This window comes from Acidovorax sp. 93 (assembly GCF_003633835.1).
GTDB classification, from domain to species: Bacteria; Pseudomonadota; Gammaproteobacteria; order Burkholderiales; family Burkholderiaceae_C; genus Acidovorax; species Acidovorax facilis.
Genome location: NZ_RBIT01000001.1, coordinates 1,250,212 through 1,263,069 on the forward strand (window position 1 = coordinate 1,250,212; position 12,858 = coordinate 1,263,069).

Sequence of the window (12,858 nt, forward strand, 5' to 3'; positions counted from 1 at the left end):
GCCGTCCGGTGCCCCAAAATCATTGAAACGTTTTCGCACAGTTCCGTGGCAAGCCAGCACCTTTGGGGCGGCATACTGCGCGCTGATTGAGGAGACGCCCCTATGACCATGACCCCCACACCTTCCGCCCCGATGTTTCCCGGTGCCTCCTCTCGCAAGTGGCGTCTGGGAGCGATCAGCCGGTGCCTCGCCATTGCCAGTATTGGTGCACTGGTGGCAGCTTGTGGCGGCGGCGGGGGTGATGCGGCGCCGGTTTCGCCGCCTCCGGGCTCCCCGGTGCCAGGCGCGCCAGCGCCAGCTCCGCCCCCCGGGGGCCATGTGTATGGCGATGTGCGCGGCGCAACCCTGGGTGTGGGCGCGCCGCTCAATGGCGCAGTGCCGTTCCCTGCCAACAATGACTGGAACGCGGATATCAGTGGGCTCCCCATCGATCCCAACTCTGACAACCTCATCGCCAGCATTGGCCTCACCCGGGGTTTGTTCCCGGATTTCGGCGCGGGCCTGTGGGAAGGCGCGCCTATCGGCATTCCCTATGTGGTGGTGGCAGGTAACCAGCCGCGTGTGGCGGTGCAGTTCACCGACTACGGCGACGAGAGTGATGCAGGCCCGTACCCGATTCCGCCCAACGCGCCTATTGAAGGCGGTCCTTCCAGCGCGGGAGACCGCCACGTGATCGTGATCGACCGCGACAACAACCGCTTGTATGAAACCGGCAACAGCTACCCGCAGTCCGACGGCAGCTGGCGTGCGTCGGGTGGTGCTGTCTTTCACCTGGACAGCAACAACGTGCGTCCCACCGCCAGGCCACGATGGACCAGCGCAGACGCAGCGGGCCTGCCGATTTTTCCGGGCCTGGTGCGGTACGACGAGGCGTCGCTGGGCGCCGGTGGCATCCGCCACGCGCTGCGCTTTACCGTCAGCCAGACCCGCCGCGCTTACGTGCCGCCCGCGACTCACTGGGCATCGAGCAATACCAGCCCCAACCTTCCCCCCATGGGCATGCGCGTGCGCCTGAAGGCGGGCTATGCGATCCCGCCGGGCTTCTCTGCCGAAGCGCAGGCTATCCTCACCGCCCTCAAGACCCACGGGATGATGGTGGCCGACAACGGCTCCAACTGGTTCCTGAGCGGGGCGCCGGACGAACGCTGGAACAACGATCGCCTGAAGTCCGAACTGCGCCAGGTGCTGGGCCGCGACTTCGAGGTCGTGCGCATGGACGGGCTGGTGACGCCATGACTCCGTGGGGCGGCCAGTTGGGCAGGCCCTGGGGCTCTGTCTAATGGCGCGCCGTAAGCCGCTCCAGCAGTTCCACGGTGGGATAGCCGTCCGCCACAGCGCCGATGCTGCGCTGGTAGCCTCGCAGCCCCGCGCGGGTGGCGGGGCCCATCACGCCGTCCGGGGTGCCCGCGGCAAATCCCTTGCGGTTGAGCGCCTCTTGTAGCTCCTGCAATTGCTGGCGTGAAAGGGGCGCGAGGTCGCGCGGCCAGGCGGCAACCACGGGCCCGCCACCGCCAATCTGGCGCGCCAACAGCGCCACCCCCAGCGCGTAGTTGACCGAGTTGTTGTAGCGCAGGATGACCCGGAAATTGCCCCCTACCAGAAAGGCCGGGCCTCGGGCACCTGCGGGCGTGACGATGGACGCGGAGGCCAGGGTGGGCAATGCCTGCCCGTCGATGCCGCGCACACCTTCAGCGTCCCACTGGGCTGTGGTCTGCCGTACGGAAGGGTCTGCGCGGGCGTGGTCGAAAGACGCGGGCAACTGCACCTCCACCCCCCAGGGTTCGCCCGCCTGCCAGCCCGAACGCGCCAGGAAATGCGCGGTAGACGCCGTCACGTCCGGGATGCTGCCCCAGATGTCGCGGTGGCCATCGCCATCGGCATCCACGGCGTAGGCCAGAAACACCGAGGGCAGGAACTGCGTGTGCCCCATGGCGCCGGCCCAGGAGCCGAGCATGTGGTCTGCTGCGATGTCGCCCTGGTCCACGATGCGCAGCGCGGACAACAGTTCGGCCTGGGCCCAGGCGCGGCGGCGGCCTTCATAGGCCAGCGTGGACAGCGCGTCCACGGTGCGGAACGTCCCGAAATTGCTGCCGTAGTTGCTCTCCATGCCCCAGATGGCGGTGATCACGGTGGCAGGCACGCCATAGCGGGCGGCAGCGGCTTCCAGCGTGGCACTGTGTTCGGCCAGCTTGGCCTGGCCTTGGGCAATGCGCTGCGGCGACACCGCACTGTCAAGGTAGACCCAGGGTGTGCGCGTAAATTCAGGCTGTGCCCGGTCAAGCTCCACCACACGCGGCTGCCATTGCGCCTGGCCCAGCACTTCGCGAACCGTGCGGGGCTGGATGCCCGCCTGCAAGGCCTGCGCCGAAAACGCGTCGCGCCATGCGGCAAAGCCTGCCGCATGGTCCACGCCAGCGGTGGGGCTGCCGGTAGATGCTGCGGCATCTTGGGCCGGTGTGCTGGTGGTGGCAGGGGGGGCGCTGGCTGGCGGCGGTGTTTTCACCGCGTCCGGGCGATGGGGAGGCGCTGCGGCGCAGCCCGCCAGAGCCAGGGCTGCCCAACATGCTGCGAGGGAACGTGGGGACCAAGAGGAAAAAAGGGAAGGGCGGAGCCGCGAAACGGAGGGATTGGCTGGGTGGGTGCTTTGCATGCGCCATTGTCCCGCGCTGCAGCGGCGGTGCTGCGCTGCAGGTGTATCACGGCGTGAAGCGGCATCCGAGGGGGTATTTGTATTTGCTATATATTTTATAGCTGCTAGCGCTTTATCAGTATGCGCTAGGGGCCTAAAAAGCTTGTAAATCAGGTTACAGTTCACGGTATCCCTCGCCCTGTTCTTCTGTCGCCCCCTGTTTGCCCATCGACCATGGCCCCCCACACCTTCCTCTGGCACGACTACGAAACCTTTGGTGCCAACACGCGCCGCGATCGGCCTGCGCAGTTCGCCGCCATCCGCACGGACGCGGAGCTGAACGAAATCGGCGAGCCGCTGATGTTCTATTGCCAGCCTGCCAACGACTACTTGCCCGACCCGGTGTCGTGCCTCATCACCGGCATCACGCCGCAGCTGTGCCTGGAAAAGGGCGTGCCCGAGCACACGTTCGCTGCGCGCATTGAGTCCGAATTTGCGCAGCCCGGCACGATAGGCGTGGGCTACAACACCATCCGGTTTGACGACGAGATCACGCGCTTCATGTTCTGGCGCAACCTCATCGACCCGTATGCGCGCGAGTGGCAAAACCAGTGCGGCCGCTGGGACCTGCTGGACGTGGTGCGCATGACCTATGCGCTGCGGCCGGATGGCATCACCTGGCCAAAGAAAGAAGACGGCGTGACCCCCAGCTTCAAGCTGGAACACCTCTCCAAGGCCAATGGCCTGCAGCACGACGCGGCGCACGATGCGCTGTCAGACGTGCGCGCCACCATTGCGCTGGCGCGGCTGATCCGCCAGCACAACACCAAGCTGTTTGACTTTGCACTGAGCCTGCACAAGAAAGACCGCGTGGCCGCCGAGCTGCGCCTGCCCGCCACCACCAGCACGGCGCGGCCGTTTCTGCATGTGTCCGGCATGTTCCCCACCGAGCGCGGTTGCCTAGCCGTGATGTGGCCGCTGGCCAGCCACCCTACTAACAAAAACGAGCTGATCGCCTGGGACCTGGCCCACGACCCGCGCGAGCTGGCCACGCTGAATGTGGATGACATCCGCCTGCGCATGTTCAGCAAGGCCGACGCGTTGCCCGAGGGCGTGACGCGCCTGCCCATCAAGACCATCCACCTGAACAAGTCACCCATGGTGGTGGGCAATGTGAACACGCTCACGCCCGCGCTGGCCCAGCGCTGGGGCATCGACCTGGCCCAGGCCGCGCAGCACGCCGAGGTGGCGCGCGCGCTGCCCGACATGAGCGGCATCTGGCCCGCCGTGTTTGCCCGCCCGCAAGAGCCGGCGCAGGATGTGGACCAGGACCTGTACGGCGGTTTTGTAGGCAACAACGACCGGCGCCTGCTGACCGACCTGCGCACCCTGAGCGGCGACAAGCTGGCCAAGGCGCGTGCGAACTTTGATGACCCGCGCCTGGCCGAGCTGCTGTGGCGCTACCGGGCGCGCAACTTTCCGCAAACGCTATCGCCCGATGAGCAGGAACGCTGGGAGGCTCACCGCGCTGCCTGCCTGTTCGACGGGCAGGGCGGGGCGCGCACGGTGGAGCAGCTGTTCACCGAGATCGACGAACTCTCGGAGACCGCCGACGATGAGCGGACCCAGGACATTCTGGGCGCCTTGTACGATTACGCGGAGCACATCGCGCCGGAGAGGTAGCCCCCCTGAGGCGCTGCGCGCCTTCCCCCCGAGGGGGACGCACCCGGTGGCCTGGCGGAGCCAGTTCCACGGGTGCACTGGCATCAGGGCGCGCCAGTGGTGATCGCCCCGCCTCGTACGTAGACCAGTAGAAACAAAGCAGCCGCAGATTTTTATGACGACACCGCAGAACCACAGTTTCACCACCCAGATCGTGCACGCCGACCGCCTGGGCGGCGCCGAGCATGGGGCCATCCACAAGCCGATCCATACGTCCGTTCAGTACGGGTACGAGAAGATGGAAGAGCTGATCGCCGTGTTCCAGGGCACGAGCAAGGGCGGCTTTAACTATGCGCGCCAGGGCACGCCCACCACGGCGGCGCTGGAGGCCAAGATCACGCAGATGGAACGCGGGCACGGCTCCATCGTTTTCTCCACCGGCATGGCGGGCATTTGCGCGGTGTTCCTCACCCTGCTCAAGGCGGGTGACCATCTGGTGGCCAGCCAGTTCGTGTTTGGCAACACCAACAGCGTGTTCGGCACGTTGGCCGACCTGGGCATTGAAGTGACCACGGTGGACGTGACCGACGCGGCCAAAGTGGCTACTGCCCTGCGCCCCAACACCCGCATGGTGTTTGTCGAAACCATTGCCAATCCCGGCACGCAGATCCCCGACCTGGAAGGCATTGGCGCGCTGTGCCAGCAACGTGGCGTGCTTTACGTGGTGGACAACACCGTGGCATCGCCCTACTTGTTCCGCGCTGCCACGGTGGGCGCGGGCCTGGTGGTCAATTCGCTCACCAAGAGCATCGGCGGGCAGGGCGCTGCGCTGGGTGGCGCTGTCACCGACACGGGGCTGTACGACTGGTCGGGCTACCCCAACATCTTTGCGCCCTACCGCAAGGGCGACCCCAAGGGCTGGGGCCTTCAGCAGCTGCGCAAAAAGGGCCTGCGCGACATGGGTGGCACGCTGTCGTCCCATGCTGCGCACCAGCTGGCGCTGGGCGCTGAAACGCTGTCGCTGCGCATGGACCGCACCAGTGCCACGGCCCTGGCCTTGGCGCAGTGGCTGGAGGCACACCCGGCCGTCTCGCGCGTGCTGTACCCCATGCTGCCTTCGCACCCCCAGCATGCCTTTGCCAAAAAGCTCCTCCAGGCGGGTTCCTGGCTGCTGTCGTTCGAGCTGCGCAACCCCGACCAGTGCCTGGCCGTGTGCAACCGCCTGCAGTTGCCCATCAAGGCCACGGGGCTGGCCGACACGCGCACGCTGATCATCCCGGTAGCGCACACCATCTTCTGGGAGGCCGGCCCCGCCGTGCGTGCCGCCATGGACATTGGTGACAGCATGATCCGCCTGTCAGTGGGCCTGGAAGACCCACAAGACCTGCTCGCTGACTTTGAGCAGGCCCTTGCAGGCGCCTGACCTGTCAAATACCCGCCCAGGAGTCCCTCATGGCCACAGCAACCTCGGCGCCCCCCGCCAGCATCGGCAAGTACCGCATCGAGCGTGAACTGGGCCGGGGTGCGAGCGGCATCGTGTTTCTGGGGCTCGACGGCTTTAGGGGGCGCAAGGTGGCCATCAAGCAGACGCATGCCCATCTGCTGAAAGTACCCGAGCAGGCCGAGCGCTACCGCAAGCTGCTGCGCAACGAGGCTGCGCTGTCGGGCCGCCTGCGCCACCCCAACATCGTGCGCCTGCTCGATGCGGACGAGGAGGCGCTACCCCCTACCTGGTGCTGGAATATGTGGATGGCCAGCCCCTGTCAGCCTATGCCACGCCGGATGCACTGCTGCCCGTGCCCCAGGTGCTGGACATTGCCTTCAAGTGCTGCAACGCGCTCGAGTACGCGTGCCGCGAAGGCCTGGTGCACCGCGACATCAAGCCCGCCAACCTCATGCTGGCCAAAGACGGGGACATCAAGCTGACCGATTTTGGTGCGGCGCTGTCACTGCGCAGCGATGCCACGCAACTGTCGGGCCTGGTGGGCTCGCCGTCCTACATGTCGCCCGAACAGGTGCGTGAACACGACCTCACGCACCACAGCGACATGTTCTCGCTGGCTGTTGTTGTGTACGAGCTGCTCACGGGCCGCCGCCCGTTTGACGGCGACACCGACTTCGCCACGCTCTACAAGATCAGCAACGAGGCGCCCACGCCACCGAGCCTGCTGCGCGCGTCGCTGCCAGCCCATGTGGACAACGTGTTGCTGCGCGCCCTGGCCAAGCAGCCCTCCGACCGTTTTGCGACCTGGGACGATTTTGCACGGGCGCTGCTGGCCGCCCACCAGAGTCTGCCCCGCCAAAAATCCCAAGACACCGAGGCCGAGCGTTTTGCGCGCCTGCGCGCGCTGCCGTTTTTTGCCGACTTTCACGACGTGGCTCTTTGGGAGCTGATGCGCCTGGGCAACTGGCGGCGGCTGGAGCGGGGCACGGTGCTGATGCGCGAAAACACGCCCGGCGATTCGTTCTGCATCCTGATCGAGGGCCAGGTGGCCGTGAGTCGCCAGGGCTGGAATCTCAGCACACTGAGTGCGGGCGTCACCCTGGGTGAAATGACCTACCTGCGCCCCGACAACAGGCTGCGCACCGCCACCGCCGTGGCCGAGTCCGAAGTGCTGGTGCTCAAGGTGCGCAACCCCGCGCTGCGCGGGGCGTCCGAAGACCTGCAGTCGTGTTTTGACAAGGCCTTCATCAAGCTGCTGGTGGGGCGGTTGATTGCGACCAACGAGCAACTGGCCGAGTGGGAGCTGGTGGCTGCCCCTCCCGCCCCGGTAACACCGGCATCGCCTTCCGCGCCGCGCGGCTGAAGCGCTTCCGTTGCGTCCGCCGCTGGCTCGGCTACCAGGGAGTCAGTGCACCACGGTTTGCAGTAGCAGCTCGTCAAGCGGGGCAGGGCGGCCCAGGGCGTATCCCTGGGCAAAGTGCACGCCCAGCCCGGTCAGCAGGTCCACGACGGCCTGGCTTTCGGCAAACTCCGCCACGGTCTTCTTGCCCATCAGGCAGCCAATTTCGTGGATGGACTTCACCATGGCGAAGCTCACCGGGTCGTCGGCCATGTTCTTCACAAACTGCCCGTCGATCTTGAGCATGTCCACCGCCAGCTCGCGCAGGTAGGCATACGACGATAACCCGCTGCCAAAGTCGTCCAGCGCAAACTGGCAGCCCCGCGCGCGCAAGGCGTGGATGAAACGGTTGGCCGCTGCCAGGTCGCCCATGGCGGCGGTTTCGGTGATCTCGAAACACAGGCGGTCGCAGCGCACCGGGGTCTGGTCCATGGCCTGCAGCACCTGGCCCAAAAAAGCGGCATCGCCCACGGACTGGCCCGACAGGTTGATGCAGCACAGCTCCACACGCTCCTGGTGTTCGGCCATCCAGGCCAGGGCTTTTTTGATGACCCAGCGGTCCACCCGCGCGGCCAGGTGGTAGCGCTCCACGGCGGGCATGAATTCGCCCGGTGAGACACGTTGGCCGTCGGCCGTGCGCATGCGCAGCAGGATCTCGCAATGCAGGCCGTGCGGCGGGCTGCCCTGCAGTGTGCCCAGGCGGGCGATGGGCTGGCCAAACAGCTCAAACCGGTCATGCTGTAGCGCATGCTCGATGCGGCTGACCCATTCCATGACGCCATAGCGCTGCGCGAGGGCAGGGTCGTTCTCGGCATAGACGTGGATGCGATTGCGCCCCCTGTCCTTGGCCACGTAGCAGGCGCTGTCTGCCGCCTGCAGCAAGGCGCCCACGCTTTCGGTGGCGGCATCCAGCACCACGGCTCCAATGCTGACACTGACACTGAACACATGGTCGCGCCAACCAAAACGGAATGCGGCCAGTTCCTGCTGCATGCGCTCTGCGACCTTCAAAGTCTGTTGCAGGTCCTGCTGCCACAGCAGGATGCCGAACTCGTCGCCTCCCAGGCGGCACAGCAGATCCTGAGGCTGCAGGTGGGCCAGGAACAGGCGCGCCACCTGCCGCAGCAGTTCGTCCCCTGCCGCATGGCCGCAGGTGTCGTTGATCACCTTGAAATTGTCCAGATCGAGGTAGCACACGCAGTGGCGGTCGGAGGCCTCCCGCGTGGCGGCAAAGGCCTGGGCCAGCAGGTGCTCGAACGCGCGGCGGTTGCCCAGGCTCGTGAGCGTGTCGTGCAGGGCCTGAAACTCCATTTCGCGACTCAGCCGGCTGGCCTCGGTCACGTCGCGAAACACCAGCACCACACCGTCAGCATCCCCGCCGGGGCGCAGCAGTGGTGAGGCGGACAGGTCCATCAGCAGGGGGGCTCCTGCCAGTGGTGTGGACCGCAGCTTGGAATGCAACTGGGTGCTGCCTTGCGCCAGTGCGCGGCCCACCAGGTCGGGGGCAGCCTGGGTGCCAGGTTCGGCGGCCAGGCCCAGCACGTCCTGGTGCCTGCGTCCGCAGGCGGCGGACAGCGACCAGCCTGTCAGCGTCTGGGCTGCAGGGTTCAGGTACTGCACCAGCCCCGTGGCGTCGGTGGTGACCACGGCGTCGCTGATCGAGTGCAGGGTGACCTGCAGGCGCTCCTTTTGCTGCAGCAGCGCTTCTTCGGCCTCGTGCCGCGCGGTCATGAACCGCACCCGGTCCAGTGCCACGGCCAGATGCCCAGCGGTGGCCTGCATCAGTGCGATCTGCCAGGGCTTGGGGGGCCGCACGCCTTCCTCGTCGCCATAAGTGCCCATGCCCAGTGCGCCCATGCGCTGGTCCGCCATGATCAGCGGCACATTGACGATGGTGCGGTTGTGCAGCACAGCGACCACGGCCTTGTTGGTGCGTGGGTCGGTGCGGGCATCTTCCACCACCACGACGTGGGTGGCCTGCATGATTTCTTCGAGCAGCGCATCCCCCTTCACGGGGATTTTCATGGTCTGCAGCTGGCGGCTCAGGGCACCCTCCTCACCACTGGTGGTGTGTGTGAGGAAGTCCAGCATCCCCGAGGATTCGTCAATCAGGGCCAGCCAGACGTGGCGGTAGTCAAAAACACTCTCTCCCATGGGTTTGACGGCATCGAGCACGTCGGACAAGGTCCAGGCGCGTTCCAGGCGTTTGCACAGCTGGAGCAGGGCCTCGGAGTGCCTGCGCTCTTCGGCGTCGTGGGGCGCTGTGGGGTTGGGGGGCAATGTCATGGAACGTGGTGAAGGGCGTTTTCCGGGAGCCCTGGAGCAAGGGACGACGTGCTCGATCGCTGCCGTGGCGCCGCTTGCGCGCCCATGAAGCAGAGCATAGGTACCGCCTCAGTCGCCCGCATGGTGGAAACCACCAATTGGCTTTGGATGGTCCGTGCAAGCCACCCCGAAGTCTTTGGGGTCCGTGGTGCGCTCAGGGACAACCCCCGGTGGGAGCGTCGGAATGGCCCCAGTAAGAAGGAATTGGGTAGGAGCAAGTTGCTATTCAATTTATAGCTACTAGCGATTGATAGATAAGCGATAGGGCCATTTTTCTTCAATAACTTTAACCAAAAAACCGATAGCACACCACAACGGCCGCCACCACCCCCGCCAGTTCTGCCAACAGCGCGCAGCCCACCGCGTGCCGCGCACGCTGAATGCCCACCGCCCCAAAGTACACGGCCAGTACATAAAAGGTGGTCTCGGTACTGCCCTGAATGGTGGCTGCAGCCAGCGCCGCAAAGCTGTCCACCCCTTGCGTCTGCATGGTCTCGATCAGCATGGCGCGCGCGGCACTGCCGGAAAACGGCTTGACCAGCGCAGTGGGCAGGGCGTCCACAAACCGGGTGTCTGCACCCAGCACCTGCACGCACCAGCGGATGCCATCGAGCACATAGCCCAGCGCACCCGATGCACGGAACACCCCCACGGCACACAGCATCGCCACCAGATAGGGCAGCAGGCCCTTGGCCACGTCAAAACCTTCGCGCGCGCCCTCGATGAAAGCTTCGTACACGGGCACCTTGCGCCACGCGCCGATGCCCACGAACAGGACGATCAGCGCAAACAGCGTGAGGTTGCCCAGCAAGGACGACAACTGGGCTAGCGCGGCGGCGCTCAAGGTGGCCAGCAGCGCCATGAAGCCGCTCAGAACCAGTGCGACGGGCAGCAGATAGGCCAGCACCACGGGGCTCCACAGCGGCAGGCGCTGCACCACCGCCACGCTAAGCAGGCCCACCAGCGTGGACGCTGATGTAGCCAGCAGAATGGGCAAAAAAACCAGCGTCGGGTCGGGCGCTCCCTGCTGCATGCGGTACATGAAGATCGTCACCGGCAGCAGCGTGAGCGAAGAGGCGTTGAGCACCAGGAACAGGATCTGCGCGTTGGTGGCGGTGTCGGGCTCGGGGTTCAGCTCCTGCAGGGCTTTCATCGCCTTCAGACCCATGGGGGTGGCCGCGTTGTCCAGCCCCAGGGCGTTGGCGGCAAAGTTCATCGTGATCAGCCCCAGCGAGGGGTGGCCGCGCGGCACCTCGGGCATGAGCTTGGCAAACAGCGGTGCCAGCCAGCGCGCCAGGGCGTCCACAATGCCCGCCTTTTCGGCAATGCGCAAGAAACCCAGCCACAGCGTGAGCGTGCCAAACAGCAGCACCATCACCTCGACCGACAGCTTGGCCATCTGGAACAGGGCCTGCACCATCGACGAAAAGATCTCGGCATTGCCGCCCACCAGCCACTGGGCCAGTGCGGCCACGGCAGCGGTCAGAAAAAAGCCCAGCCACAAGGTGTTGAGCATCAGTGGTCCTGAATGACGGGGAAGCGAAGGGCCTGCATGGTGGTGAGGTTACCTGCCCCCAGGCTGGGCGCTGGCTTGGGCGTGGCGGCAAGGCAACGGGTGGCTCGGTGGTACCCTATAGGGTTCGGTTCCAACCTGCACAGGGGCTTATTTCGGGCTTTTGGTGCTCGAATGGGCCTCCATCACATCGACAGGCGCCCTGGCGCGCCACAACTCCAAGAAAGACATCACCATGGGCGCGCAGTGGAAAGCAAAAGGCAAGGCACAGGTGGCCGACGCCAAGGGCAAGCTGTTTGGCAAGCTGGTCAAGGAAATCACCGTGGCCGCGCGCGGCGGTGCCGACCCGGCCAGCAATGCGCGCCTGCGCCTGGTGGTAGAGCAGGCCCGCAAGGCCTCGATGCCCAAGGACACGCTGGAGCGTGCCATCAAAAAGGGCTCGGGCACCGGTGCTGATGCCGTGAACTACGAGCGCGTGATCTACGAAGGCTTTGCGCCCCACCAGGTCGCCGTGATGGTCGAATGCCTGACCGACAACGTCAACCGCACCGCGCCCGAAATGCGCGTGCTGTTCCGCAAGGGCCAGCTGGGCACCTCGGGCTCGGTGGCCTGGGACTTCAACCATGTCGGCATGATCGAGGCCGAGCCCGCCAACCCCGACGCCGACCCCGAATTGGCCGCCATCGAAGCCGGTGCACAAGATTTTGAAGCAGGCGACGAAGAAGGCACCACCACCTTCTGGACCGACCCCACCGACCTCGATCTGGTGAGCCGTGCGCTGCCCGCCCACGGCTTCAATGTGCTGTCGGTCAAGCTGGGCTACAAGCCCAAAAACCCGGTAAACCCCGCCAACCTGACCGCCGAACAGCTCGAAGAGGTGGAGAACTTCCTGGCCGCCATCGATTCCAACGACGACGTGCAGAACGTGTTTGTGAGCCTGGGCGGCTGATGGTGGTGGCCCGCTGGCCTGGTGGCCGGTGCCAGTTTCATCCCGCCCCCGCTCCATTGAATCATCCATGACCGCAGACCACTACGCCGCCCTCGGGCTTGCGGCCAACGCATCGCTGGCCGACATCAAGAAAGCCTTTCGCCAGAAGGCGTCGTTCTACCACCCGGACCGCAACGACGCCCCCGACGCTGCCCAGCGCTTTCAGGCTGTGCAAAAAGCCTATGAAGTGCTGTCGGACGACACCGCCCGCCAGGCCTACGACGACAACCGCCGCCGCAACCTGCTGGACAACCCGCTGCACACCGCCCAAGAGATCTGGCAAGCCTATTCCTCGCGCATTTTGACAACGACCACTCCGTGAAACTTTCCCCTTATTTTTATGACCTGCGCTCTGCCTACCAGGCCGAGCTGGACGACCTGGTTTCCGACTCCGAAGGCAAGGACGTGCTGCGCAAGCGGCTGGCCGAAAAGCGCAACGAGATTGCCTTTCTGGTCCAGATGATGGAGTTGGCCCCCGAAATGGTGGCCGTGGTGTTCCACCAGGGTTTTCGCTTCACCAAGCCGGCTGTGGTGGAACACCTGCTGAGCCTGCCGGTGGACGAACTGCCCGACTGGCACAGCCTCTCGCCTGCCATCGCGCTGGAGCCCTGGGCCAGCAGCCTGGCGCAAACCGTGCTGCGCGAACCGCAGGGCGCCCGCTTCATGGCTGTGGCTGCAGGGCTGGAATACCTGCAGCAGCACGCCCGCCTGGCGCACCATGCGGCCTCGTCGGCCGAGGGTGACAGCGACGCCGATGACGGTGAAGACGCCGCAGAGCATGATGACGACTACAACGCACTGAGCGCCGATGACGCTGCGGACCCACAAAACAGCCGCAGCCGCGAAGAGGCCAGCTCCAACTGGCTGGCCGACGCGGGTTTTGACCGCAAGGAGTGAC

General features: G+C 65.6%; 10 protein-coding genes and 1 pseudogene. 8 read left to right on the forward strand and 3 right to left on the reverse strand.

Going from position 1 to position 12,858, the window contains the following annotated elements; genetic code table 11:
• Nucleotides 1–102: 102 nt before the first annotated feature.
• Nucleotides 103–1,236 carry a hypothetical protein gene (locus C8C93_RS05650; RefSeq protein ID WP_121506189.1) on the forward strand — a complete coding sequence of 378 codons (1,134 nt, stop codon included), beginning with the start codon at nucleotides 103–105 and terminating at the stop codon, nucleotides 1,234–1,236.
• A 40-nt stretch (nucleotides 1,237–1,276) separates the two neighbouring features.
• Here C8C93_RS05650 and C8C93_RS05655 read toward each other — a convergent pair whose 3' ends face one another.
• Nucleotides 1,277–2,650 carry a lytic murein transglycosylase gene (locus C8C93_RS05655; RefSeq protein ID WP_233559242.1) on the reverse strand — a complete coding sequence of 458 codons (1,374 nt, stop codon included), beginning with the start codon at nucleotides 2,648–2,650 and terminating at the stop codon, nucleotides 1,277–1,279.
• A gap of 213 nt (nucleotides 2,651–2,863) precedes the next feature.
• On the opposite strand from C8C93_RS05655, the gene sbcB reads away from it, so the two are divergent.
• From sbcB to C8C93_RS25550, 4 genes and pseudogenes are all read left to right on the forward strand, one after another.
• A complete protein-coding gene (gene sbcB / locus C8C93_RS05660) occupies nucleotides 2,864–4,312 on the forward strand; it encodes an exodeoxyribonuclease I (RefSeq protein WP_121506190.1) in 1,449 nt (482 codons plus the stop codon).
• A 154-nt stretch (nucleotides 4,313–4,466) separates the two neighbouring features.
• The gene (locus C8C93_RS05665) at nucleotides 4,467–5,714 is read left to right on the forward strand and encodes a cystathionine gamma-synthase family protein (protein ID WP_121506191.1); all 1,248 of its coding nucleotides are present in this window, start codon (nucleotides 4,467–4,469) and stop codon (nucleotides 5,712–5,714) included.
• 29 nt (nucleotides 5,715–5,743) lie between these two features.
• Nucleotides 5,744–5,944 (forward strand): annotated as a pseudogene (locus tag C8C93_RS25545) (cyclic nucleotide-binding protein); the annotation flags it as partial.
• A gap of 80 nt (nucleotides 5,945–6,024) precedes the next feature.
• Nucleotides 6,025–7,098, forward strand: coding sequence for a protein kinase (locus tag C8C93_RS25550; RefSeq protein WP_255424278.1), 1,074 nt, complete (start codon nucleotides 6,025–6,027; stop codon nucleotides 7,096–7,098).
• A 42-nt stretch (nucleotides 7,099–7,140) separates the two neighbouring features.
• On the opposite strand, the gene C8C93_RS05675 is transcribed toward C8C93_RS25550, so the two are convergent.
• Complete coding sequence (locus tag C8C93_RS05675; RefSeq protein WP_121506192.1) at nucleotides 7,141–9,420, reverse strand: EAL domain-containing protein; 2,280 nt, start codon at nucleotides 9,418–9,420, stop codon at nucleotides 7,141–7,143.
• A 325-nt stretch (nucleotides 9,421–9,745) separates the two neighbouring features.
• The gene (locus C8C93_RS05680) at nucleotides 9,746–10,975 is read right to left on the reverse strand and encodes a nucleoside recognition domain-containing protein (RefSeq protein WP_121506193.1); all 1,230 of its coding nucleotides are present in this window, start codon (nucleotides 10,973–10,975) and stop codon (nucleotides 9,746–9,748) included.
• Nucleotides 10,976–11,207: 232 nt separating this feature from the next.
• Between C8C93_RS05680 and C8C93_RS05685 the strand changes: the two genes are divergently transcribed.
• The 3 genes from C8C93_RS05685 (at nucleotide 11,208) to C8C93_RS05695 (ending at nucleotide 12,857) form a co-directional block, all read left to right on the forward strand.
• Complete coding sequence (locus C8C93_RS05685; protein ID WP_055396756.1) at nucleotides 11,208–11,921, forward strand: YebC/PmpR family DNA-binding transcriptional regulator; 714 nt, start codon at nucleotides 11,208–11,210, stop codon at nucleotides 11,919–11,921.
• A 67-nt stretch (nucleotides 11,922–11,988) separates the two neighbouring features.
• Nucleotides 11,989–12,282 carry a J domain-containing protein gene (locus C8C93_RS05690; protein ID WP_121506194.1) on the forward strand — a complete coding sequence of 98 codons (294 nt, stop codon included), beginning with the start codon at nucleotides 11,989–11,991 and terminating at the stop codon, nucleotides 12,280–12,282.
• Nucleotides 12,279–12,857, forward strand: coding sequence for a hypothetical protein (locus C8C93_RS05695; RefSeq protein ID WP_121420332.1), 579 nt, complete (start codon nucleotides 12,279–12,281; stop codon nucleotides 12,855–12,857). The genes C8C93_RS05690 and C8C93_RS05695 overlap by 4 nt, the downstream gene beginning before the upstream one ends.
• Nucleotide 12,858 lies beyond the last annotated feature (1 nt).

Bases quoted from the DNA above. Each gene is read 5' to 3' on its own strand.
- C8C93_RS05655 (WP_233559242.1), bottom strand. From the start codon at position 2,650: ATGCAAAGCACCCACCCAGCCAATCCCTCCGTTTCGCGGCTCCGCCCT.
- C8C93_RS05690 (WP_121506194.1), top strand. From the start codon at position 11,989: ATGACCGCAGACCACTACGCCGCCCTCGGGCTTGCGGCCAACGCATCG.
- C8C93_RS05665 (WP_121506191.1), top strand. From the start codon at position 4,467: ATGACGACACCGCAGAACCACAGTTTCACCACCCAGATCGTGCACGCC.
- C8C93_RS05685 (WP_055396756.1), top strand. From the start codon at position 11,208: ATGGGCGCGCAGTGGAAAGCAAAAGGCAAGGCACAGGTGGCCGACGCC.
- sbcB (WP_121506190.1), top strand. From the start codon at position 2,864: ATGGCCCCCCACACCTTCCTCTGGCACGACTACGAAACCTTTGGTGCC.
- C8C93_RS05680 (WP_121506193.1), bottom strand. From the start codon at position 10,975: ATGCTCAACACCTTGTGGCTGGGCTTTTTTCTGACCGCTGCCGTGGCC.
- C8C93_RS05650 (WP_121506189.1), top strand. From the start codon at position 103: ATGACCATGACCCCCACACCTTCCGCCCCGATGTTTCCCGGTGCCTCC.
- C8C93_RS05675 (WP_121506192.1), bottom strand. From the start codon at position 9,420: ATGACATTGCCCCCCAACCCCACAGCGCCCCACGACGCCGAAGAGCGC.